Origin of the sequence: Pseudoalteromonas sp. B62 (genome assembly GCF_037162565.1) — a bacterium.
Taxonomy (GTDB): Bacteria; Pseudomonadota; Gammaproteobacteria; order Enterobacterales; family Alteromonadaceae; genus Pseudoalteromonas; species Pseudoalteromonas fuliginea.
This window is the reverse complement of record NZ_JARLVB010000002.1, coordinates 2,174,703-2,199,231: the sequence shown is the minus strand read 5'-3', so window position 1 is coordinate 2,199,231 and position 24,529 is coordinate 2,174,703. Positions and strand designations below refer to the sequence as shown.

Genomic DNA, 24,529 nt, shown 5'->3' with positions numbered 1-24,529 from the left:
TTTACTAGTTTTAGCCGCTATTCTATATATAATAGTCAAATAATGTCCATATATTATAAAATAAAACATACTGATACAGGTAGTAATGCAAAACTTAATTTCAAAAAATCCTCAAACACTCACATCTAACGATATAGCAAACTTAGCTCATCGCTTTGGCGGTAAAAGTGAAGATTACATTGAAATAGTGAATACGCAAAAAAACATGCAAACTATAAATAAATATGCGTTATTAAAAGAAATTGATAACGAACTTGCGTCTATTACTAGCCGTTGAAACTATAGGTAACCCCATCACGTGCAAAGAATTTTTTAAAAGGTATAAAAGGTGGTACAGGTTGTACCGCAATTGTGGCTAATCTTGCCTGCGTGCTGAAAAAATCCGATGTACACGTAATTGCGGTTGATTTAGACCCAAAAAGTGATTTAGGGCTGCATTTTGGTTTGCCTTGGAAAAATACACAAGGCTGGAGCGACGCTGAAAATTTCAACGATATCCTGACATGTTTTTACCAAGATAGTGACGGCATCATTTTTTTACCCCATGGCGAAAAAACACCTTCTAATACCGCATTAAACGAACTGATTGATAATTGCAATAAACTAGATAATATTCAAAACGCTTGGGTACTCTTCGATTGTCCTAGTCATATAGATATCAGTAACTACACCTTACATGAAGACGATATTGTCATTGAGTTAGTCAATTGCGATGCGGTATGCCACAGTCTTATTTATAGACGTTTGCAAAAACTAAAAAAGACAGAAAATTCGTGGCATCACTTTTTTTAGTTAACCGATACAATTCATCCTCTGAATTAGAATTCGATTTATTCTCACTTTGGCAGTCAACACTCCCACTTATGGCACCTTTTTTTATAAATAGTGACGAAGTGATTAAAGAGTCAACGGCTTATCGTAATGTGGCACTAAACTGTGCACCTTATAGCATTGCTAACGACGATTTCGAAACGCTGGCTGGCTGGTTGGTAAGTAAAACAGCATTATGATCTCATTTAAGGCACTTCATAAACACCCTTTTCAAAACACCTTTCGACTGGTGCTGAGTTTATTGTTTAGCGAAAAATTAGTCCGTTTGATTCTGTTTAAGTTTCACGGCTACTTCAATCAACACAGAATGAATGCGATTGAAGCATTGCTGATGCCATTTCTGATTATAGTAAGTTCTCTATTTGTAAAAATTAGCGTTCATAAGCGTAATATTCGTGAATCGATAAGCGTGAATTATCCGCATTTAAGACAACCGTATAGAAACCATCCTTATTCAAATTCAATACGCTTTATTTTACAAAGCGTTTTTTTGACGTTCGTTAAAAAAACGACAAAAAAAGGGCGACGAAAGAAAAAATATCACACCATTTCTATGACTCAGTGAATCGTCTCTTTAGGCAGTTTAGGTGGTTTGATTTAAAATTAGGTAAGTTACTAAGGCGTATACTGTCAAAAAGCAAAAAAAACCTAAACAAAGTGCTTTTTACTCTATTGCCGATGCGCGTGTTTGGCAAAATAAATATGTAAAATACATTGTGATTGCATTCATATTGTTTTTATTAACGATTTTTATCACTATTCCTTTTAGTCTAGAAGCGCAAGCCATTTTTATAAGCTTCATTTTATTAGTCGCCTATTCACTTAAGCGAATAAAAGGCCAGATGGCAACGATTGTAATGATCACTTTATCGGTAACAACGTCCTCACGTTACTTATGGTGGCGTTACACTGAAACGCTAAATTGGGATGATCCTCTTGCTTTAGCCTTAGGAGCTGGACTACTACTTGCTGAAACATATGCTTGGCTTGTTTTAATACTTGGTTTTTTCCAAACTATTAACCCACTCGAACGCAAGCCCATACCATTACCTAGAAACACTGAATTATGGCCTACGGTTGATGTGTATATCCCAACTTACAATGAACCATTGAGTGTTGTAAAACCAACTACATTAGCAGCGCTAAGTATCGATTGGCCTGAGGACAAGTTAAATGTGTATATTCTCGATGATGGTAAACGTCCTGAATTTGCTGATTTTGCAAAAGAAGTTGGCGTAGGGTATTTAACGCGTCCGGATAACAATCATGCCAAAGCTGGCAATATGAACAGCGCTATGCGCTATACCCACGGTGAGTACATTGCTATATTTGACTGTGACCATGTTCCTGCGCGTTCTTTTTTGCAAACAACCATGGGCCAATTTTTAAAAGACAGTAAAGTCTGTTTAGTGCAAACACCACATCATTTTTTCTCTGCTGATCCATTTGAAAGAAACCTTAACAATCACAGCCAAATCCCAAATGAAAACATGTTATTTTACGGGCTTATTCAAGACGGTAACGACATGTGGGATGCGACTTTCTTTTGTGGTTCTTGTGCGGTATTAAAACGAGAAGCGCTGGATAATATTGGTGGTTTTGCATTTGAAACTGTAACCGAAGATGCTCACACAGCACTTCGTATGCAGCGCGCTGGTTATAAAACAGCTTATATCAACATTCCACAAGCCGCAGGACTCGCTACCGATAGTTTATCGGCGCATATTGGGCAACGAATTCGTTGGGCACGCGGTATGGCGCAAATTTTCAGACTTGATAACCCTTTAATGGGCAAAGGGTTAAGTATTCCTCAACGCTTGTGCTATATAAACGCAATGTTACATTTTTTATCGGGAATACCTCGTATTGTATTTTTAACAGCCCCTTTGGCACTGATCTACTTTAATGCCTATATTATTTATGCGCCTTTTTTAGCTATTTTTATTTATGTAGTACCTACGCTTATTCAAATTAAAGCGACTAATTCACGTATTCAAGGTAAATACAGGTACTCATTTTGGGGCGAAGTGTATGAATCGGTGTTGGCTTGGTACATATTGAAACCAACCACTGTTGCCTTATTTAATCCTAATAAAGGTAAGTTTAATGTAACAGAAAAAGGTGGGCTAAATGATGAAGAGCATTACGACTGGGGAATTTCGAAACCCTATCTCATACTGTTAGCAATTAACCTTCTGGGCATCGTGTTTGGGGTACTGCGTTTGATCTTTGGTGACCCTTCTCAAATAGGTGTGTTAGTGATTAGTATGGGCTGGGCGCTCTACAACATGATTATTCTAGGAGCCGCTGTTGCTGTTGCAGCAGAAGCGCGTCAAGTAAGGCACTCACACCGAATAAAAGCCAACTTTCCAGCGGGTATTCGCTTAGCGAATGGGCACACATTAAAAGTTAGAATCACTGATTACTCAGATAATGGTGTCGGTATTGAGACAGAGCATGCCCACCTATGTAGAGTAAACGATAAAATTGAGTTGTTAATGAGTCGAGGAGACAAACAATTTTCGTTTACAACTCATGTGTGTAATACCCGTAATAAACATATAGGCCTGACACTTAAAGATTTGTCGCTCGAAAAACAACGTGCATTTATACAGTGTACTTTTTCTAGAGCAGATGCCTGGCTTGATTGGCAAAATAACTTTAGGCATGATCGCCCGTCATACAGCTTCAAAGAAGTACAAAAGACTAGTTTAAGAGGCTTTAGTAATTTACTATTTCATGCGCCTAGGCCATTACAACCGACTATTAAACTGTTAACTCGTTTAGTTATGTATATAAACTCATTCATTCCAAAAAAACCTATAGTGCAAAATAATTATGATTAATAAGCTACTTAGTACACTCGTTATATTTTTACTCATGAACATTGCTTGGCAAGCTAATGCTATTGAGCCCATGAGTGATAAGACCATATTCAACAATGGCTATCCTGAGAGTGCTCAAGTTACTAGCTTACGTCTTGATTTTGAAGCTCTGGGTTTTAATAATTATAAGCTAGACGGTATAAATAACGATTCAAATGTCGACTTCACTAATCGCATTGATAAGTTGAGTAAAGATTTGATGTTGAATTTCTCATACACAAACTCTCCTTCATTAATTGCCAACGTATCGCATTTAAAAGTGTATTTTAATGAAAATTTAGTGACAGTTTTATCTATAAATGAACCTTCCAATATTATTAAAAATACCGCTGAACATAATATAGCGCTCAACGCAAAATACATTCAAGACTTCAATCAAATTCGCTTTGAGCTTGTTGGTTATTATAGTACGTCATGTCAAGACTATTTTAGCCGTGCTATTTGGGTAGAAATAAACAAATCAAGTAATATAACTCTCGACCAAACTTCACTGGCTATTGATAGTAAAATTGAGTATTTACCTGAACCATTTTTTGATAGCAAAGATTACAGTAAACTAACTCTTCCGTTTATTTTTTCCGGCACACCAAATGAAGAAGCAATAGAAGCCGCTGCAACACTTTCGAGCTGGTTTGGTGCTCAAGCTGATTGGCGTGGTGCTAACTTCCCTGTTGTACTTAATCAATCACCTAATCAACACAGTGTTGTATTTATTACAAACACATCTAAACCTGCTTTTTTAGCCGACTACCCTGATGTAGAAAAACCAACAATAGAGATTATTTCCAATCCAATACACCGTTATAAAAAAATACTCCTTATATTAGGACGTGATGAAAAAGATTTAAAAACCGCAGTAAACGGTTTAGTGTTTGGCCATAAAGTAATGACTGGCCGAAGTGTAAGTATTGAAGGCATGAATAAGATTCCACTTCGCAAAGCTTACGATGCACCTCGATGGCTGAGAAGCGATCGCCCTGTACATTTTGATGAGTTAATTGACTACCCAACTCAGTTACAAACTACAGGGCTCAATAGCGGTCCTGTTAAGTTGAATATTCGCTTTGCACCTGATTTATTTACGTGGCGTGAAAAAGGGATCCCGATAACGCTGCAATATCGTAATACGCCAGAAGATGACACACTAAGTTCTAGGCTGAATATGCTGATAAACCAAGAGTTTATTAGTGGCTTTTTATTAGAAAAAAATGACTCTACTGTAAGTACAACAAAAACACTGTTACCGTTAATTGCTAATACAGATTCAACTCAAAGTACTGAAAACTTTTCGCTTAATGGTATTAACTTGGCTAAACGTAATGAGCTTAATTTTGATTTCCGATTTGACGTACTAAAAAATGCAACATGTACTGGAGCTCCTCTTGGCGGCGAATACGGTGTTATAGACGGTCACTCTCATATTGATGTAAGTAATTTTAATCACTATATCGCACTACCAGATTTAAGTGTATTTGCTAATAGTGGATTCCCGTTTACAAAATACGCCGATTTACAACAAACATTAGTTATTTTGAATGAAAACCCAACACCTAAAGCACTTTCAATGCTCTTTAATTTAACCGGTCATTTTGGCGCTATAACAGGCTACCCTGGTCACCGTTTAACAGTAAAATATTTAAGTGATGATATAAACTACAACGATAAAGACATACTGTTTATAACCAAACCAAGTACGCGCAGTGACAAGCTAAAAGAAGATGAACCAAAAAACATTTTACTTAACAACAATCAACGTGCAATTAAACTCGCTATTTATAACGGTGCTTATGACGATAATAAAGCTGAAAAAATACAAATAAACGTAACGAGTAGCGGCAATATGGCGGTGATTACAGGCTATCAGTCCCCCTTTAGCTCGCAACGTTCTATAGTATCGTTAACGGCAACAACAAATGAAGCGTTTGGCCTGTTAGATAACGCACTGATGAACTCGCAAAGTCGAGAACAAATTAAGGGCAGTGCAACAATAATTACAACACAAGGGATCGAAACAATTAAAACAGATAAACAGTATTTTGTTGGTCAGATCCCTGTTCATACCTTAATTTGGTTTCACTTATCAGATCACCCATTTATATTAGCGTTATTATCTATTTTAACGCTACTGCTGATCTCATTTATTCTATGGCGATTATTACAAGCACTTACATACAAGCGTTTAGCTGAGGGAGATAAATAATGAAGTCACTTATAAAGGTATTCTGCGTTGCTGTGGCATTATTTGCTTTTAATGCGAAAGCACAGATAGAACAGTGTCAACCGTGGCAAGCATGGCAAGTATTTAAAAGCCACTTTATAAGCCCAGATGGTCGTGTTATTGATTTAGGTAGTAAGCAGAGTATTACAACATCTGAAGGTCAGTCTTACGCGTTATTTTTTGCTGTAATAGCAAACGATAAAGCAATGTTTGATTTAGTACTTGATTGGACCGAAAATCATTTATCCGAAGGTGATTTAAGTACGCGTTTACCAGCATGGCAATGGGGTATAAATGAAAAAAATGCAGGATCAATTTTAGATTCAAACCCTGCCGCTGACTCTGATTTATGGATAGCTTATAGCTTATCACAAGCTGCTATTCTCTGGGGTGACCGTCGTTATAGTATATTAGCGGCCGTGCTAGCTCAGCGTATAATACGAGAAGAAACAGCCTATATTTCCGGTCTTGGTTTGTCATTACTACCGGCCCCAGCTGGCTTTGAATTTAAAGATGAACAATATAAATTAAACCCTAGTTACTCACCTTTATTTATATATCAACAATTTAAAAAACTATACCCTCATTCTCCTTGGGAGCAACTGCATGAAAGCTCAGCAAAGTTAATTCTAGATACGGCCAAACAAGGTGTTAGCCCTGACTGGGTAATGTACGACACTAATAATGGTTTTTATTACGATAAAAAAACAAGTGACGTAGGAAGCTACAACGCTATTAGGGTTTATTTATGGGCCAGTATGATGGCAAACGATGCGCCTTATAAAAAAGAATTGTTAGCACAATTTAATCCATTTTTAAAAACAATTAATGACCGTGGTTATGTGCCATTAAATACGTTTTCGAAATCAGGTAAATCAGAAAAAAGAGGCCCATTAGGCTTTAACGCTGCTTTACTACCTTTACTTGCAATACAAGACGATGATTCCTTAGCGATGACAATTCAGCAAAAATTAATGGTTGATAAGTCATTCACTCAAACTCGTTACTACGACAGTGTATTAAATTTATTTGGTACAAGTACTTTAAATAAACGTTTTGCAATTACAGCGGATGGAACATTACAACCTAAATGGAGTACTGAATGCAGCTAAAGGTTGCCCTACTCTGCGTATTAATACTGAGCCCAATGCTAAACGCAAAAACAGTAAATGATATTGATACGCGATCTGTTGAGTGGTTACTAAGCCAAATAAATATTGGTGAAGCACAAAAAAATAAAAGGCTTATTGAAGATAGCTTGAAAAAGCTGGTCGCGATTGCTCCAACCCGCATAGAAACACAGTGTGCTCAAGCGCATTACAACTTTGTTAACGGTGATTTAGATGGAGCAAATCAACTACTAAGCAAGTTAGATAACGGACTTATTAAGCAACCCCTTGCATTGAAAAACTCAAAGTCATGTCTCGAATTGAAGGCAAAGATAAATCGGCTATTCAAGAAGCGAAATTACTAGCTCGCGCAGGTCGGTACGAACCTGCACGTCAAATTTATAATAAAATATTTAATAATGTATACCCAACACTCAATTATGAACTAGAACATTTAAGCTGGTACGCACAAGACAGCTCTCAATGGCAAAGTGTTAAAAATGGTTACGAAACATTATTGCAAAGTTACTCTAATATAGGCCAAGTTGAGATTGCTTACGCGAGGCATTTACTCAGACGTAACCCAAGTGACAAGCACGCTATTCGTATTCTAAGTAAATACGGCTCAACTTCTAGCTTTAGTAATGAAGTAGAAGAGATTTGGCTCGGTTCGCTAGCAAACATGCCAATTAGTGGTGCCACTGATAAAGAGTTTCAAACCTACTTTATGCTTTACCCGTTTAGTACTAAAGGTGAGTTACAGTATCAGGATTTCAAAAAAGATTTAACAGCACGTCAAACCTTAATTGCAGATCCAGCCTATCAGCTCTGGGTTAGAGGCGATAAACTCCTTGAAAAAAACAAATTAAAAGCGGCTGAACCGTTACTGTTAAAAGCGATAAGTGGGCGACCTCAAGACGGTGCAATAATGCGAAGTCTGGGTATTCTTTATTTACGCTTAGGTGACAATCAAAAATCCTATGAGTACTTTACACGAGCGCAACAGCACACCGCCGATTTTGCACAAAGAGAAACCTTAAAAGGATTAGCTAAAACAGCAAAGTTTTGGCTTTATATACGCCAAGCCAAAGATGCAATTAATAAGAATGAATTTAAAATAGCAAAGCTAAAATTAGACTTAGCTGATGCATTGGAGCAAAACCCTAATGCAGTTTTATATAACAGAGGCTTGTTACAATTTGCTCAAGGGCAATACTCTCAAGCAGCACGAACCTATCAAATTGTTTTAAAGAATGCCCCTCTCAATAACAGCGCCTTATTAGGTTTGCTTGAAATAGCTGAACTTGAACAAAGTGAACAAGCTTTAACGTCTTTTTATAGCCGTTTAACATTTGCTCAAAAGGAGCAAATTAAGCAATCCTATTCAATATCGCTTAGTAGCCAATATCGAGCAAAAGCAAATACCCTAGCGCAAGCAGGTGATTTAGAGCAGGCTGAAAAAGTGTTGCGTGAGGCAATAGATATTGCACCAGAGCAATCTTGGCTATATTACGACTTAGCTTTTATATACCAACAAAAAGGGCTTACTGATAAAGCTCGTACGTTGTTTAATAACGTATTGTGGCAGTTCCCTTTAAACCCTCAGCTGCGCTATAGCCACGCGCTTTTTCTACGATCTATTGATGACTACCAAGGCGCTATTGCAACCTTGCAATATATTCCCTTTAGAGCCAGAAATGCAGATATTGTTACGCTAGAACAACAGCTACAACTTAACGAATCTTTAACTCAAAGCGAGCGCCATCTTGATGCTAAAAATAAAGCAACGGCCATCTATCATTTAAGCGCCTTAGAAGCACAAAACTTAACTCCCGTAATGCAAGCCGAATTAGCACGTAATTGGTATCGAATTAATGAAAAGCTATACGCTGTTAAACTTATAAATAAAGCATTAACGGCACAACCTACACTTTCTGCTTATTGGCATATGCTTTATGGCGAATGGCTATTAGAACAAGGAAATGAGCAACAAACTAAACAATGGTTCACCAGTTATGCTCTTTCAGAAAATGCATCTGAAAATGATGTTAATCAATATGTACAGTTACAAAACAACTATATTAACCAGTATTACAGCGGCAGCGATTTAATTGCGAAACTAAATCAACTAGACCAAAAATATAAAAATAACGCAGCAATAACCACAGCATTAATTAACGCAAATTTAGCGCTTGAACAACGCCAAGCAGCGATTATCTTATATCAGCAAAAAGTACAATTATGGCAAATTATTGAGCCACAAGCTTTACTAGCGATTGCTAAAGCGTACAGAGAGCAAGGTGATGATTTTCAAGCCAAAGAAGTAACACAACAAGCTATAACGCAAACTTCATCACAGGAAAGCTATTTACAACGTCAAATTATGGCATCTCTTAATGATTTTAACTACTCAGGTGACGCACTTGGTTTAGCTACAGAACTCATTACTAAATCGCCAAATGATACAGAGTTACGTTATTTGGGCGCCCAAGTGGCCAGCAATTTCAATGAAACAGAACAAGCTCAACTTTGGTACACACAAACACTCTCGCCTAACCGCACATTAACTGAAAAAGAGCTTTATAACTCGCTTTCGCTAATAAATGAAAGCGATGAGTGGTATATAAACGGCGCAAAGCGTGAGCTTATTAATGAACAAAACAAAAACCAAGCTTACATCGCTATTGGTGTTAACTTTAGTGGCCAGACAAGCACTGAAAGTGAAGCAACCCTTGGGGCTGGTTTAGTGCCTATTGAAGCCTATTTCCCACTTTGGCAAGGTCAAGGCTTTGTAAAAATAGACCCGACAACAATTAGTGCGCAAACAACACGTTTTGATGAGCAATTTGCGGGAAGCCGTTATGGCCAAGGTGCTTTATGTATATTTACGTGTTCTCTTGATGAAGTAAGCCCGAAAGAAAGCGGCGTAGATATTGGATTAGGCTGGCAGAATGAAAACTGGCGTTTAGATATAGGTACAACCCCTTTAGGGTTTTTAATTGAGGATATTGTCTGGGGCGTAAATTACGCCGATGATATTGGCGACTTTGGATACAGCCTTGAATTAGAGAAGCGTCCTGTTACCAGCTCAGTACTTTCTTATGCGGGTCTTGAAGATATAAACACCGGTAAAATATGGGGAGGCGTACGTTCTACAGGCCTTACTGCAAATATATCACACGATTTAGGTGGTAATTGGGGATTTTGGTCTAGTGCTGACTTTACCTCATATAAGGGCCAAAATGTAAAAGACAATCAGCGATATCGTATTATGGGTGGCAGTTATTATCGCGTAATTAGCAATCAAGAACGCGAATTCACTGTAGGAGCAAGCTTATTACATTGGGCATACCAATATAATTTAAGTGAAGAAACTTGGGGGCATGGTGGTTACTATAGTCCACAAAATTACGTTGGTTTATCAGTACCGCTTAGTTATGACGCACGTTGGGGCAATGATTTTGTTTATCGTTTGAAAACGGGCGTTTCATATTCACAAACTAAAACCCAAGCAATTGACTTTTTCCCTAACGATCCAGACTTACAAGCAGAAGCGTTTATTCGTCAGCTTGAAACAGGAGCAAATCCAGCGTTTGAGGGCGACACAAGTTCAAGTATCTCTTATAACCTAGAGGGCAGCTTTGAATATAGAATAACGCCACACTGGTTTTTTGGTGGTTACCTGGCAATAGATCGTTCAGACTTTTACGAGCCTAACTTTGGCCAATTGTATATGCGATACTACTTCAACCCTGTATATGGCACTCTTGAATTTCCTGGCACTCCAATTGTACCTTATGCCGAGTTCTAACTCGGCATAAGGTGATACACCGCGCAATACTTCCCCTAGCACTAAGGTATATGTATACTTGTGCCCAATTGTAACTAGGATAAGGGTGTGCCTCTTACCTTGTGGTGTTATTACCCTATAGCAAATCATTATCTTAGCTACAAATACTATACTGATGGTCGAGCATTCTAGTAAATACAAATACTAAAATAGCTAAAGCAAAAAATTATAAGGCCATTACAACAATTCTTAAAGTTAGGAAGTAAATATGAGTTCAGCTCCAGATAGTGGCTGGTTTGGCCACCCTAAAGGACTTTCAACATTGTTCTTCACTGAAATGTGGGAACGAATGAGTTATTACGGTATGCGAGCTATGCTCGTATTGTTTATGACGGCAAGCTTACAACAAGAAGGCCTTGGCTTTACCGTTGCATCAGCTGCTGCAATATATGGTTTATACACAGGCGCAGTATACTTTTTAGGTTTACCTGGCGGTTGGCTAGCCGATAGACTATTCGGTGGTCAAAAAGCGGTTTGGTATGGCGGTATTATTATTATGTGTGGCCATATTATTTTGGCAGTTCCACATGATTATTCATTTTTTATTGGCTTAATATTTGTAGCGACGGGTACTGGTTTATTAAAACCAAATATCAGCGCAATGGTTGGCCAGTTATACAGTGATGCCGACGAACGTCGTGATGGTGGTTACGCTATTTACTACATGGGTATTAACCTAGGTTCTTTGATTGGTTACTACGTTTGTGGTTACTTTATGGAAAACGTAGGCTGGCACTGGGCGTTTGGCGCAGCAGCTGTTGGTATGGCTATTGGTTTAGTGCAATATAAGCGCTCACTTAATAACTTGCCAGAGCATAGCGCTTTACCAGCCAACCCATTAGGCCCTAAAGGTACTTCTCGCGCATGGGGTGGTATTGCTGCGTTTGTAATTATAGCTGCAGCAGTGACTACAGCGGCAATGACCGGCGCAATTGTAATCAATCCAACAGTGGTTGCAGGATACGTAGCTGTTGTATTCACTATTATCTTTTTTGTTTATTTTGGTGTTATTTACTTTACAGGTAAATTAACTGATGCTGAAAAACAAAGAATGTGGGCGCTATTTTTAGTATGTATTGCATCAGCATGTTTTTGGTCTGGTTTTGAACAAGCAGGTTCATCATTAAACTTATTTGCACGCGATTATACTGACCGCCTTATTGGTACTTTTGAAATCCCTACAACGTGGTTTCAATCGTTAAACTCGCTGTTTATTATTGCCCTATCACCATTTTTTGCAGCGCTTTGGATTAATTTATCTAAAAGTCTAGTATCACCTAGCTACAGCGTTAAGTGTGCGCTTGGTTTAATTATCATGGCGTCAGGCTTTTTAGTTATGTTTATGGCGGCTCATTACGCTGCTGAAGGCTTAAAAGTAGCGCCTTACTGGCTTGTTACTACCTATTTTTTACATACAGTAGGTGAGCTTTGTTTAAGCCCTGTAGCATTAAGTGCGGTAAGTAAACTATCGCCTAAACGTTACACAGGTCAAATGATGGGTGTATTTGTATTAACTTACTCAATCGGTAACATCATCGCAGGTTTACTTGCTGGTAATTTCGATCCGAATAATGTTGAAGAAATCCCTAACCTATACCTACAAATTGCATTATTTAGCATTGGTGTTGGTGTTGTTTTAGTACTCATGACATTTAAAGCTAAAGTATGGGAAAAACAAGGGTTAGAAGAAAAAGCTTCTTAATTGTTTTTTAAATAATATAGCTAAAAACCAATCCCTCATAACCGCTATGAGGGATTTTTTTATTCAACTTTGCCGCACCACCGTTAACTGATATTATAGCCTGATTGATTAGAGAATAGACTCAGGGAACAGCTGCATATGCAATCGTTAACGATATTACGTGCCACAATTTTAGCATTTTTAATTATGCTTTTATCAGCTTGTGGCGGCTCCAGTGACGAGGTTACACTCAACCCAAACAACCCAGCTGAACCAGAGCCAAGTACATTAACATTATCAAGCTCGACTGGTTTAGACACGACATTAGATGAAGGTAATTTTATACTAACCGCTCCTGCTGGTGCGACTTCTAGTAATACTGAGCTTACTTACGAGAAAACACTATTAGATGAAGCAAATGAGCAACAAAATATAGTTTCAGATTTACATAGTCTTACACCAAACTCGCTGACTTTAATTACCCCCATCACTATTTCAATAAAAATCCCTGTGGACTATGCATTAGGCGGGCAACTCTTTATAGCAAAACTATCAACCAATACATGGGACATAATCGAAAGCTCAACCGTGTTAGATGGCTTCGTTAACGCGCAAGTGAACACATTAGGCACCTACGCAATACAAATGCAGCGTAATGAAACTTTTGCCAATATAGGCCCAACTTGTGATGCGAGTGCCACTAAACAATCAGTGAGGTTTGTGCATGTTGCCGATTTACATGCTCGCTTTGGCTACCAAGAGCAATATTTCAGCCGTATTAAAGCCTACTACAACCAAGTAGCAAGCCAAACTCCTCATACCTTATTTACAAATGGTGGTGATGACTATGAAAAAGGCACCGTTGCAGAGCAACTATCACAAGGTACTGCAACAGAAGAAGCAATTAAAGCGATGCAATTTGATGTTCGTGTTGTTGGAAACCATGATTACGCATGGGGCCCAGAAAAATTACTAAGTTATTCCCAAGACGAGAATGCAATTGTACTTGCTAGTAATACTCGTTATGAAGCAGAGCAACTACAAGATTTTGCAGGCGTAGGATTTGCAAAAGTTCAAGTAGGATGTATTACACTTGGTGTGTTTGGCATGACCTCAGTGCCATGGAATGAGCTAGATGAACCAATTGAAGATGAACCAATCCCTGATTTCATAAAACAATTTAAAATGAGCTGGCAATGGCAACAAGTGGCGCAAAGCATTGTTAGTCAATATCGTGACGACGTAGATTATATGATCATGCTGAGCCATTTAGGTGTCGCTCTTGATACTGATATGGCAACAAACGTACCCGGTATAGACTTAGTACTTGGCGGCCACACGCATGGTGGTGAAAGTTTCGAGACATTAGACAACGGCGCGATTGTTATTCAGCCAGATTTTTACGCTAAAGGAATTACTGATTTAACGCTTGATTTTGATTTAGCGGATAAATCATCTCCGGTTGTTTATTACAAAACAATTGAAACCGACTCTATTAATGAACGAGATGAAACGACTAAACAAGCTATTGATGAAATTATGGGTCGTTATGCTCCTGATGCTGAAACAGAAATAACTATTTCAGAAAATTATCCAACTACTTTACAATTAGCTGAAATAACCGCCTTAGCTGCAAAGCATTCAAGCTCAATAAGCGCAGCGCTTTTAAATCCTGAGCTAGTACAAAAACGCTGGACACCGGGCGCGCTTACCCAAGAAGATTTTCATAAAGCTTTTTATGTAGAAAGGCAGCCATCAAATACGCCTGGGTTTAACTCTATCTATAAGGTAACAGTATCGGGAAGCGACTTAGCAGCGATGTTTGCCAGTCAACCTGATTGGTTTTTACTTAAACCTGAAGATATACAACCCACAAATAATTACGAAGTTGCGCTATTTAAAGGCGCGGCTTTAAATCCTGATTTATTTTTTAATAGTGTGACATTCTCAAACATAGAGCCAATAGCCGAAGCTTGGTGGCTACTTGATAAATATGCTCGATTTAGAACAAGCCAATGCCTACATTTGGATACCGACACTGAGCTTTACTCGTGCAGTAACGTAGCAAATGTAACTGTATGGAATTTTGAGGATGCTAACAATCCGTTAGCGGCTGATTTTGGGCCTTCAGTACTTAACTACTTTGATCCAGATGAAACAAATTGGGGCACTGATGAAACCCAATATAACACCACCACTCAGTTAAATATTGATGATTTAACTGACGGCCCTTCGGGTGTCATGGCATTTTCGCGCCACTCCCCGACAGAAGGCTTATTAATTGAATTAAACACCCCTGCAAATGGTGATTTTGCAAACGAAGGAATGGTATCTGACTACACACTTGTTATGGATTTATATTGGCCTTCAGAAGGCAAAGATATTTATCGTGCAATAATGCAAGCAGAAACAACCAATTATCTGGATGACGATGCTGACATATTTATAGACCCAAGTGGTGGTTATGGTAAATCAACAAGCGACAGTGGCTACTTTGGTAATACTCAGGCAGAAGCATGGCACCGTGTCGCATTTGTTTTCTACACAGCACCTACAAATGGGGTATTTGAAGTATACATTGATGGTGAATTAGCTGGCGTTAAAGAAGACGGCGAAATTGACCGTCAATGGGCACTCAATAAAACGGTGCTTTTATTTACCGATAATAATTTTGAAACCGTAGCGGGTTACTTGAATGCATTGCTTTATGCTGGCCGTGCTATGACCCGAGATGAAATTAAGCGTATGGGCGCTGCACAACAAAAATTAACATTTGAGCAATCTACACGTACTTTAAACCAAACAATTGAACGTCACTACAAAGCAGCTCCAGCAATAAAAACTAACCCATGGCTAGAGCAGCGAAACAAGTTTTTTGGCAACGCCTCTCAAAGTGTAAACAATTAAGTACGAAAAAGCTTTTACTTATTAATTATAAAAGGAGGTTTAACGCAGGTTAAACCTCCTTTTTAGTATTTAAATACAATAACTTAAAAACAAGCACTCCCACTTGAATTTATACCATATAACTTCATTTTACTTAACTGTATTACAAACACGTAACTTTATAATAACCGTCCTATAAAATTTACACATGCACTAGACACTAAATAGCGCCCTCCTCTTCCCCAAATTAAAAATCTGGTTGATTATCTACTGCAATATGACAACAACACATAATCGCAGTGCTTAATTGCGGGAGTAATAATAATGAGTGAAGTAAATAACTATTTAGGTTTAGTCGGTATTGAATTTACCGAGTACGCAACACCTGATGCTGATTATATGGATAAAGTATTTACTGATTTTGGCTTCTCTAAGCTTAAAAAATTCAAAGGTAAAGACATTGTTTATTACAACCAAAACGATATTCACTTTTTACTGAATAACGAGCGTGAAGGTTTTTCTGCAGAATTTGCTAAAAGCCATGGTCCTGCTATTTGTTCAATGGGTTGGCGTGTTGAGAATGCGCAAAAAGCATTTGAAATAGCAGTAGAGCGTGGTGCAAAACCAGCGACCGACTCAACGCATAAAAATATGCCTTATCCTGCAATCTATGGTATTGGCGACAGCCTAATTTACTTTATTGAACAATTTGGCGACAAAGGCACTATTTACGAAAGTGATTTTGAAGACTTAGAAACGCAAAATGTTGTAGAAGATAAAGGCTTTATCCGAATCGATCATTTAACCAATAACGTTTATAAAGGCACCATGGAAAAATGGGCTAACTTTTATAAAGACGTATTTGGTTTTACTGAAGTACGCTACTTTGACATTAAAGGTCAAAAAACAGCGCTTATTTCGTATGCACTTAAGTCCCCTTGTGGCACCTTCTCTATCCCAATAAACGAAGGTAAAGGTAACGATAACAACCAAATTGACGAATACCTTGGTGAGTACAACGGCCCAGGCGTTCAACATTTAGCGTTTTTAACAGATGACTTAGTAAGCTCTCTTGATAAGCTTGATAAATCAACAATTGCTACTTTAGATATTATCCCAGAGTACTACGATACAATTTTTGACCGTGTACCTTGGGTTGCTGAAGATAAAGAAAAAATTCGTCAGCATCAGATACTCGTAGATAGCCAAAGTGAAAATTGTTATTTATTACAAATTTTCTCTAAAAACTTATTTGGTCCAATCTTTATAGAAATGATCCAACGCGTTGATGATGGTGGCTTTGGTGAAGGTAACTTCCAAGCATTATTTGAATCAATCGAACGTGACCAAGAGCGTCGCGGCGTTTTATAAAATATTTGAGTAAATTAAAAGCAGCGAACTTCGCTGCTTTTTGTCGTTTTAATATTTAAAAAGTATGGCGCCAAGTACAAGTATGATTAAATAAACTATACCTTGTCGCCATACAGTAAAATCCAAAGGAAATGTAATGAGCCTAATTAACGAAACCCACGATATTAGTTTAACCAGCTGGGTAGAATCAGCTAATGTTGATAATTGCGACTTCCCGATTCAAAACTTACCGTTTGCAGAATTTCGTCGTAAAGGGTCTGATGAGGCCTTTCGTGGTGGTGTTGCAATTGGTGACCAAGTAATCGATTTAGCAAAACTAAGTAAATTAAACGTTTTAAAAGGTGACGCTAAAACAGCCGCAGATGCAGCAAGTGAAACAACCTTAAATACATTTATGGGTTTAGGGAAGCAGTATTGGTCAGCCCTTCGTTTGGCCCTTTCAAAAGCACTAAGAGCAGGCTCTGAGCACCAACAAGCGCTTAGCGATACATTGGTTGCACAGTCTGATATAGAGTTTTCTTTGCCTTGTCGCATCGGTGATTACACCGACTTTTACACTTCTATTTATCATGCTACTGCTGTGGGTAGTTTGTTTCGCCCTGACAACCCATTATTACCTAACTATAAATGGGTACCTATTGGTTATCATGGGCGCTCTTCATCTATTGACGTATCGGGTCAAACATTTCATCGCCCTAAAGGTCAAACCAAAGCGCCAGACGCTGAAGTGCCATCATTCGGTCCGTGTAAACGCCTTGATTACGAACTAGAGCTGGGTATTTACTTAGGTAAAGGCAATGCACTGGGCGATGCAATCGCTATCGAAAATGCTGAAAACCACGTATTTGGCTTTTGTGTATTTAACGATTGGTCAGCACGTGACTTGCAAGCGTGGGAATACCAACCGCTTGGTCCATTTTTAGCTAAAAACTTTGCCTCAACTGTATCGCCTTGGATTGTAACAACCGAAGCATTAGCGCCTTACAGAACAAGCTGGACACGTGATGAAAACGATCCACAGCCTATGGACTATTTAGAATCAAAAGCGAATCGCGACCAAGGTGCTTTTGATATTCAAATGGATGTTAAAATTCAAACGCAAAAAATGCGTAGCGAAGGCCATAACCCAACGCGCGTATCAACATCTAGCTTTAAGCACTCTTACTGGAGCGTGGCACAAATGGTTACACACCACACAGTGAATGGCTGTAACTTTATGCCAGGTGACATGCTAGGTTCGGGCACTCAGTCAGGTCCAACGCACGAAGAAGCAGGTTCATTACTTGAGCTTTCTCGTGGTGGCAAAGAAAAAATTACGCTAAGTAATGGCGAACAACGCAGCTTTTTAGAAGATGGCGATAACGTTATTATGCGTGGCTGGTGTGAAAAAGAAGGCTATGCACGTATAGGTTTTGGCTCTGTAGAGAGTACAGTTCTGCCTACAAAATAATACGAGTATTAAATAAAAGGGCTGCTTACTAAAAGCAGCCCTTTTTTATTAATTTTTGAACAGTTACAATTTTTCTCTGGCTTTTTTAACTCAAATTGCTATCTTAATTCGGTTAATAGCCAATGTTTATATGCCATGTCAGTATTTATAAAGTCTTTTTATCAAAAAACATTTCCAGCCCGTCAGTTACTTATTCGCCAAAATGGTGAAGTTAAGCATGTTGTTTTGCCGTCTTGGGTTCAGCTTACTGTTGCAGTACTTGTTTTTGCTACTTTAGCTTGGATCAGTATTTCTACATTACGTGTTTATTCACAAACGAACAAAATTTCCAACATCCAGCAAAACCAATTGAATAAACAACTACTTTGGCAGAAAAAAGTCAGCGAACAAAATGCACTTTATACAAATCAGTTAGAACAGCTGGCTATTCTTGAACAAAAACAGGCTTTATTGCAAAGCATGATAGAGTCATTACCAGCCTCGATTAGCAAAGATTCAATACAGCTTGATAGTAATCTCGAGTCACCAATTAGTGAACGAAAAGAAGAATTTCATGCTCCACTACTTGATGAAGAGCCAAACAATAAGCAAGTGAACTTAGTTACCCCGCTTACTTTTTCAGCAAGATACCAACATTTAGCACAAGCTTATCAAAAAAACTTTGCATTACTTGATAGCCAAATAAATAAACGACACGACGATATTTTAGCAATGCTTAAAGGCGCAGGGCTTGAATCGGCACTTAAACAACATTTGGCACTAAGCGAACAAAAAACAGCACAAGGTGGCCCACTTGATGTTTTTGATGAAACAAAAATTCCGACCCAATTTTTACTTATTGCCGATAAACTACTCTTATTAAATAACCTTGAGAGCTTTTTAACAGAGCTTCCGAATTCTTTACCTTTGCCTGCTGCAAAATATTACATTTCAAGTAGTTTTGGTCTTCGTAAAGATCCTATGAATAATCGTCGAGCCTTTCATAAAGGAGTCGATTTAGCTGGTTGGCATAAAACCGAAATTTTTGCCCCTGCTGACGCTATAGTTCTCAGAGCCGGCCGCAACGGTGGTTACGGTAACTTTATTGAGCTTGAACATAAAAATGGCCTTGTGACTCGTTTTGGCCACTTAAATAAGATTAAAGTAAAGAAAGGTCAACTAATTACTAAAAATGATGTAATAGGTTTAATGGGGAGCACCGGTAGAAGTACCAGTACTCACTTGCATTATGAAGTATTACTTGATGGCAAACATGTTAATCCTCTAAAAATAACAAAGGCGCTTTCTCATGTTCGGTAGAAAGAAACAAAAACCAGGAAGCTCTACTTTAAAAAGAGTAAATAACACTCCCTCTATTATTTCACAAGATGTTCGTCTCACAGGCACCTTAGTTAGCCAAGGTGAAGTACAATTAGATGGTCGTATTGATGGTGATATTAAAGCAAAACATTTAGTTATTGGCTCAACAGGTATTATTGAAGGTATGGTTGAAGCACAAAATGTAGTTGTAAAAGGCAAAGTTATTGGTTCAATAAACGCCAGTGAAGTAAATGTTAAAAGCGGCGCACATGTTCATGGCGATGTGTTCCACGATACCTTAAGCATAGATGCCGGTGCGATTATTGAAGGTAGTTTAAAGCAACGTTTTGAAAAAGATGCAATTGAGCTTATTAGTGAAGAATTAAAAGCAGTCAGTGAAGTTAAAATGTTGTTAGAGGAAGACGACAGCGGCTTGTCGTTTGTAAATAAACAAGCCACAGATAAAAACTAAATCAACTCAGTTGACTGTTCATTATTTCTTCTCTGTAATATACATTGTAATATCAGCAGTGAATACAAGTTCATTACGAGTATTATAAAGCTTTACTGGCACAACTAAGTCCTCTTTATCTATCCATTTATGCGGTAAATCAATCTCTGCAATTGCAGTTACATCAGTGTCTACTTTAGCTAAATACTGCACTGTCATCCCTTTTGGGATCCAACGATGCGTTTTAACTGGCACTGTAGCATCAACCATTACACCCGCACACAATTCAGCTAAGTTACACTGCGCAATAGCATGAATAGTTCCAATATGATTATGAACGCTGCGACGATTTTTAACCACCGCACTACAATGGCCCTCTCTCAAATCGAGTACGTAAGGTTTCATCGAACCAAAATATGGCGCTTTAAAGCAAACAGCTTTAGTAAAAAGCCAATTCCCAAAAGGTAAGCGCTTAAACTTGTGCCATGTTTTTACAAGTGCAGATTTATTACTCATTATTATTTTCCATCAACAGTTACTTTTTTAAAATTAACACATCAGACCAGTTTTAAAAAGTGCATTTATGCTGGCTTTTTAGCTTAATCCAATCAAAAAGTAAGAATGACAGCCTATGCAGGGGTCATAAGCCCTTTCTTTTTTATGAGTGCCCACCTAAAATACTCGGCAAAAGGAGACTCAATGCAAACACAGCCCGCTAAACCTAATATGACTTTGTTACTTATCTTAGCGTTACTCGTTATATTTTGCCCTATGGCAATCGATATTTACCTACCTGCTTTTCCAACTATTGCAGAACAATTTGCAGTTACTGAACAACAAGTACAGCAAACCGTTGCTATTTTTATGCTAACAGTAGGCCTAGGCCAATTAATTGCGGGCCCTTTAGCTGATAGATTTGGCCGAAAACCAGTGGCAGTAGTGGGCATTAGTTTGTATGCAAGCTCTGCATTACTCGCATACTACTCGCCTTCTTTTGAGGTATTGCTGATAGCACGTGCTTTTCAGGGAATTGGAGCCTGTGCCACGTTTGTTGTCGCATTTGCGATAGTGCGTGATAAATATGGTAGTGAACGAAGCGGTCAGATGATCACCTACCTTAACGGGATTGTGTGTTTCATTCCGGCAATGGCACCTATTTTAGGGGCTTGGCTTACCGTACAGTTTGGCTGGCGTATGAACTTTATGTTTTTAACCGCGTTTGCCATTTTGGGCCTTATTGTTACCCTATTCTTTTTAGAGAAACTCGCCCTGCTGATAGTCATTATCAAGGGCATATTTTAGATTTACGTCGCTTTACACCGATTATTAAAACACCGGTATTTTTGTTTAATAGCCTAATTTGTATGGTCTCAATGTCGGCCATATTAGTGTATGTAACGCTCGCTCCAGGCTGGCTTATTACACATTTAGGCGGCACCGTAGCCGACTTTACTTTTTGGTTTACGTTAAATGCCGTAATAAGTATTGTCGCAAGTTTTATTTTACCAACCTACATTAAACGAAATAGCCAACGTGCTTTGCGTGTCGGTGTGAGTGTACTGGTTTTCTCAGGCATTTTAATGTTAGCCCTTAGCGGTATAGAAACAGCATTTGCGCTTATGTTACCTATCTTAATTGCTGCATTAGGGTTTGCTTTAAGTTTAGGCTCTGCAGCAGGAATGTCTCTGTCTAGCTTTCCTAAACAAGCAGGCACAGCCTCTGCATTACTCGGTGCTATGCAAATGAGTGGCGCTAGCATATTGGTAGTATTGACCCAGTATTTAGGGCTAAGCACACCATGGCTAATTGCTTTTCACTTATTATTACTAGTTCCGCTTTGGCTTATTTTAATGAGCAAAAAAGCACATACTTTACACCCAACTAAAAGCGCCCAATGATCAATCCTGATTTTTTAGTCTCGTTTTTATTAGCCAGCTTTTTAATGGCGGTAGCACCTGGGCCATCAAATGCATTTTTGATGGCACAAACATTTGCTAATGGTCGAAGCGCCGGTATGCAAAGTGCTTTTGGTTTTGCATTAGGTGGGGTTATTCATACTCTATTTGCTGTTGTAGGGCTAAGCGCAGTCCTAAAAGCTTCCCCTAGTGCCTATGCCGCAGTGCAATATGCAGGCGCAGCATACTTATGTTATTTGGGGTTTATGATGATTAAAGGCACGCTAAAGCAGCCAGAGCCTATATCTGATGACAAGCAAACCGATAAACCGCATATAAGTACCAGTAAAAAAAGTAATGTCATGTTTCAAGCCATGATGACTGAAGTGCTAAACCCTAAAGTGGCGCTGTTTTTTATTGCATTTATTCCGCAATTTGTAGATCCAACGCTTTCATCTGCTACTTTTCAACTCGCTTTTTTTGGCTTGCTTTACCCTATTTTTGCTTTTCCGATTGACTGCACGTATATTTATTTTGGCGACAAAATTGCACAGTTTTTTAGACGTAACCCAAATAGCCAACTTTGGATTGATAGGATCACCGGCACTGTATTTATAGCCCTTGCTATCAATCTATTATTTTAACTAACCTGCACTTTGGTTAAGAGATTTATTACCCAGAGTTTAAGCTAACTAATAAAAAAGAATCAGCATGGAACAAAAAACACAATCTCTTCCCGCACAAAAAAATATTGCTTTAGTTGCCCACGATGGTAAAAAAGCAGCACTAAAATTATGGTGTGAAAAACACAAAGAAATACTAAGTAAGCACACTTTATATGGCACAGGTACTACGGGGCATTTAATTCAAAAAACGACGGGGCTTGATGTAGTTCAGCTTTTAAGTGGCCCTATGGGCGGCGATCAACAACTTGGCGCTAAAATAGCAGAACATGAGATACATGTATTAATATTTTTTGGGACCCATTAGCATCACAGCCTCATGACCCTGATGTTAAAGCACTACTGCGTTTAGCCGCTGTTTGGAATATTCCGGTGGCGTGTAATGAAGTGAGTGCAGATATGTTATTAAGCTCACCGCTTATGGACGTAGAGCTTGAACGTACATTGCCAGATTACGAAAAATACCTCGCAACCCGACAAATAGATCTTTAAACCTCAATTGTAATCTAGGTTATTTATAAAGCATGCTGGCCCATTTAGTCAGGCCAGCGGTTACACTACCAAAGTGATCCCCGTTAACCATTTTTATATCGCCTAAGTGCTCACTTAAAGCCGCTTTAATCAATGGGGATTGTGCACTACCCCCTGTTAAATAGATAATGTCTGGCGTGGTCGCAGCGTCACTGATTGCTTGTTTTGCTAAAGTAACTATTTGGCTAATACTACTCTCAACGGCAACAGCTAAATCGCTTACCGATACATTTTTATTCAGTCCACTATCTAAAAAGCTTAAATCGCAATCAAACGCACTAGCTGATGAAAGTGCTATTTTAGCCGCTTCACCTTGTTGCACTAATTGATGGCCTTGCTTGTTTTGCTGTAAATGTATTAAACGCTTATAAAGCTCAGGCGCACTAACATCACGTAATTGTGCATTTAGCTCTCGGGTATGGCTTTCACTATAAAATTGGCTTTGTAAGTTTACATCGTTAATTTTACACGCTTGCCAAAACGCTTGATTAGGCAAAGGCAAACCCGATTTAAACGTACTACCTAAACCCAATAACGGCATTAAACCATGAAAGCTCAAAGCAATATCTAAATCATTTCCGCCAACACGTTTACCACTGTGAGATAAAAAATCGCTATCGCGCTGGCTATTTCCTCTAAAGCTTGGGCCCATTTGTACAAATGAGCAGTCACTTGTACCACCACCAATATCAATAACGAGTACTTTTTGATCCTGAGTTAAATCACTCTCGTAATCGATACCCGCAGCAAGTGGCTCATATAAAAACTCTACGTCTTTAAAACCAGCACGTTTAGCAGCACGTTCTAAAATACCGACCGCTTGTTGATTTGATTGATCGCCACCCACAGCTTGGAAGTTTACTGGGCGACCAATCACTGTTTGTGTAAGTGTTTTACCTAAAGAGCGCTCAGCGCGTTGCTTAATTTTTAAGATCATCGCGGTTGCGATATCTTCAAAAAAGTTAATTTGACCTTGCTTTAAACCTGTTGCACCAAAAAATGATTTAGGGGACTTAACAAAATAGCCTTCTTCAGGAAACTGCACGTACTCGCTAATCGCTTCACGACCAATAAATAGGGTTTCATCTGAAGGTTGTAAATCAAGGTCTGACTTAATACGAGGTAAGGTATTTAATAATGCTTGGCGCTGCGTTAAAAAGTCATGCTCATGGGCTGTGCCATGTAAATGCTTAGCAACAAAATCAACAACCAACGCACTGTGATGAGTGTAAAGTGTAGACGGTAAGTAATGTTTTCCTTGCTCTAGCGGTACTAATTGAACATTACCCTCGCTCATTACACCCATAGCACAATTAGAACTACCGTAATCAAAACCTACAAACATACTTCACCACACATTACCAAAAAGGCCGCGCAATTTAGCACACT

The 24,529-nt window shown here is 38.6% G+C and carries 12 protein-coding genes and 5 pseudogenes; 15 read left to right on the top strand and 2 right to left on the bottom strand.

The window, feature by feature from the left end; translation table 11 throughout:
- The first annotated feature begins 85 nt into the window (after positions 1 to 85).
- The 12 genes and pseudogenes from bcsR (at position 86) to P4S71_RS14365 (ending at position 20,052) form a co-directional block, all read left to right on the top strand.
- Positions 86 to 277, top strand: a complete 192-nt coding sequence (bcsR, locus tag P4S71_RS14420) for a BcsR/BcsP family cellulose biosynthesis protein (protein ID WP_007376902.1) — start codon at positions 86 to 88, stop codon at positions 275 to 277.
- Positions 278 to 321: 44 nt separating this feature from the next.
- Positions 322 to 1,010 (top strand): annotated as a pseudogene (gene bcsQ, locus P4S71_RS14415) (cellulose biosynthesis protein BcsQ).
- Positions 1,007 to 3,677, top strand: a pseudogene (gene bcsA / locus P4S71_RS14410) (UDP-forming cellulose synthase catalytic subunit). The pseudogenes bcsQ and bcsA overlap by 4 nt, the downstream one beginning before the upstream one ends.
- On the top strand, positions 3,670 to 5,916 hold the full coding sequence (gene bcsB / locus P4S71_RS14405) for a cellulose biosynthesis cyclic di-GMP-binding regulatory protein BcsB (RefSeq protein ID WP_337150882.1): 2,247 nt from the start codon (positions 3,670 to 3,672) through the stop codon (positions 5,914 to 5,916). The pseudogene bcsA and the gene bcsB overlap by 8 nt, the downstream one beginning before the upstream one ends.
- Complete coding sequence (gene bcsZ, locus P4S71_RS14400) at positions 5,916 to 7,046, top strand: cellulose synthase complex periplasmic endoglucanase BcsZ (RefSeq protein ID WP_096793501.1); 1,131 nt, start codon at positions 5,916 to 5,918, stop codon at positions 7,044 to 7,046. Before bcsB ends, bcsZ begins: the two co-directional genes overlap by 1 nt.
- A pseudogene (locus tag P4S71_RS14395) lies at positions 7,037 to 10,854 on the top strand (cellulose synthase subunit BcsC-related outer membrane protein). The gene bcsZ and the pseudogene P4S71_RS14395 overlap by 10 nt, the downstream one beginning before the upstream one ends.
- A 247-nt stretch (positions 10,855 to 11,101) precedes the next feature.
- Positions 11,102 to 12,595, top strand: a complete 1,494-nt coding sequence (locus P4S71_RS14390; RefSeq protein ID WP_007376896.1) for a peptide MFS transporter — start codon at positions 11,102 to 11,104, stop codon at positions 12,593 to 12,595.
- A gap of 138 nt (positions 12,596 to 12,733) precedes the next feature.
- On the top strand, positions 12,734 to 15,481 hold the full coding sequence (locus tag P4S71_RS14385; protein ID WP_337150881.1) for a metallophosphoesterase: 2,748 nt from the start codon (positions 12,734 to 12,736) through the stop codon (positions 15,479 to 15,481).
- A 303-nt stretch (positions 15,482 to 15,784) separates the two neighbouring features.
- Positions 15,785 to 16,831 carry a 4-hydroxyphenylpyruvate dioxygenase gene (gene hppD / locus P4S71_RS14380; RefSeq protein ID WP_337120635.1) on the top strand — a complete coding sequence of 349 codons (1,047 nt, stop codon included), beginning with the start codon at positions 15,785 to 15,787 and terminating at the stop codon, positions 16,829 to 16,831.
- A gap of 136 nt (positions 16,832 to 16,967) precedes the next feature.
- A complete protein-coding gene (gene fahA / locus P4S71_RS14375) occupies positions 16,968 to 18,281 on the top strand; it encodes a fumarylacetoacetase (RefSeq protein ID WP_337120636.1) in 1,314 nt (437 codons plus the stop codon).
- A gap of 135 nt (positions 18,282 to 18,416) precedes the next feature.
- Complete coding sequence (locus P4S71_RS14370; protein ID WP_337120637.1) at positions 18,417 to 19,580, top strand: M23 family metallopeptidase; 1,164 nt, start codon at positions 18,417 to 18,419, stop codon at positions 19,578 to 19,580.
- Entirely contained in the window at positions 19,570 to 20,052 is a 483-nt protein-coding gene (locus P4S71_RS14365) for a bactofilin family protein (RefSeq protein ID WP_337120638.1), read from the top strand. Before P4S71_RS14370 ends, P4S71_RS14365 begins: the two co-directional genes overlap by 11 nt.
- A gap of 21 nt (positions 20,053 to 20,073) precedes the next feature.
- Here the strand turns inward: P4S71_RS14365 and P4S71_RS14360 are convergent, their stop codons facing one another.
- Positions 20,074 to 20,547: a hotdog fold domain-containing protein gene (locus P4S71_RS14360; protein WP_008134698.1), complete on the bottom strand. Its 474-nt coding sequence runs from the start codon at positions 20,545 to 20,547 to the stop codon at positions 20,074 to 20,076.
- Positions 20,548 to 20,730: 183 nt separating this feature from the next.
- Here P4S71_RS14360 and P4S71_RS14355 point away from each other — a divergent pair.
- The 3 genes and pseudogenes from P4S71_RS14355 (at position 20,731) to P4S71_RS14345 (ending at position 23,101) form a co-directional block, all read left to right on the top strand.
- A pseudogene (locus P4S71_RS14355) lies at positions 20,731 to 21,929 on the top strand (multidrug effflux MFS transporter).
- Positions 21,926 to 22,570 (top strand): LysE family translocator, encoded by a 645-nt coding sequence (locus P4S71_RS14350; RefSeq protein WP_096793508.1) that lies wholly within the window; start codon positions 21,926 to 21,928, stop codon positions 22,568 to 22,570. The pseudogene P4S71_RS14355 and the gene P4S71_RS14350 overlap by 4 nt, the downstream one beginning before the upstream one ends.
- Positions 22,571 to 22,637: 67 nt before the next feature.
- Positions 22,638 to 23,101: pseudogene (locus P4S71_RS14345) on the top strand (methylglyoxal synthase).
- 19 nt (positions 23,102 to 23,120) lie between these two features.
- Here P4S71_RS14345 and yegD read toward each other — a convergent pair.
- A complete protein-coding gene (yegD, locus tag P4S71_RS14340; protein WP_007376888.1) occupies positions 23,121 to 24,485 on the bottom strand; it encodes a molecular chaperone in 1,365 nt (454 codons plus the stop codon).
- Between the last annotated feature and the right edge of the window lie 44 nt (positions 24,486 to 24,529).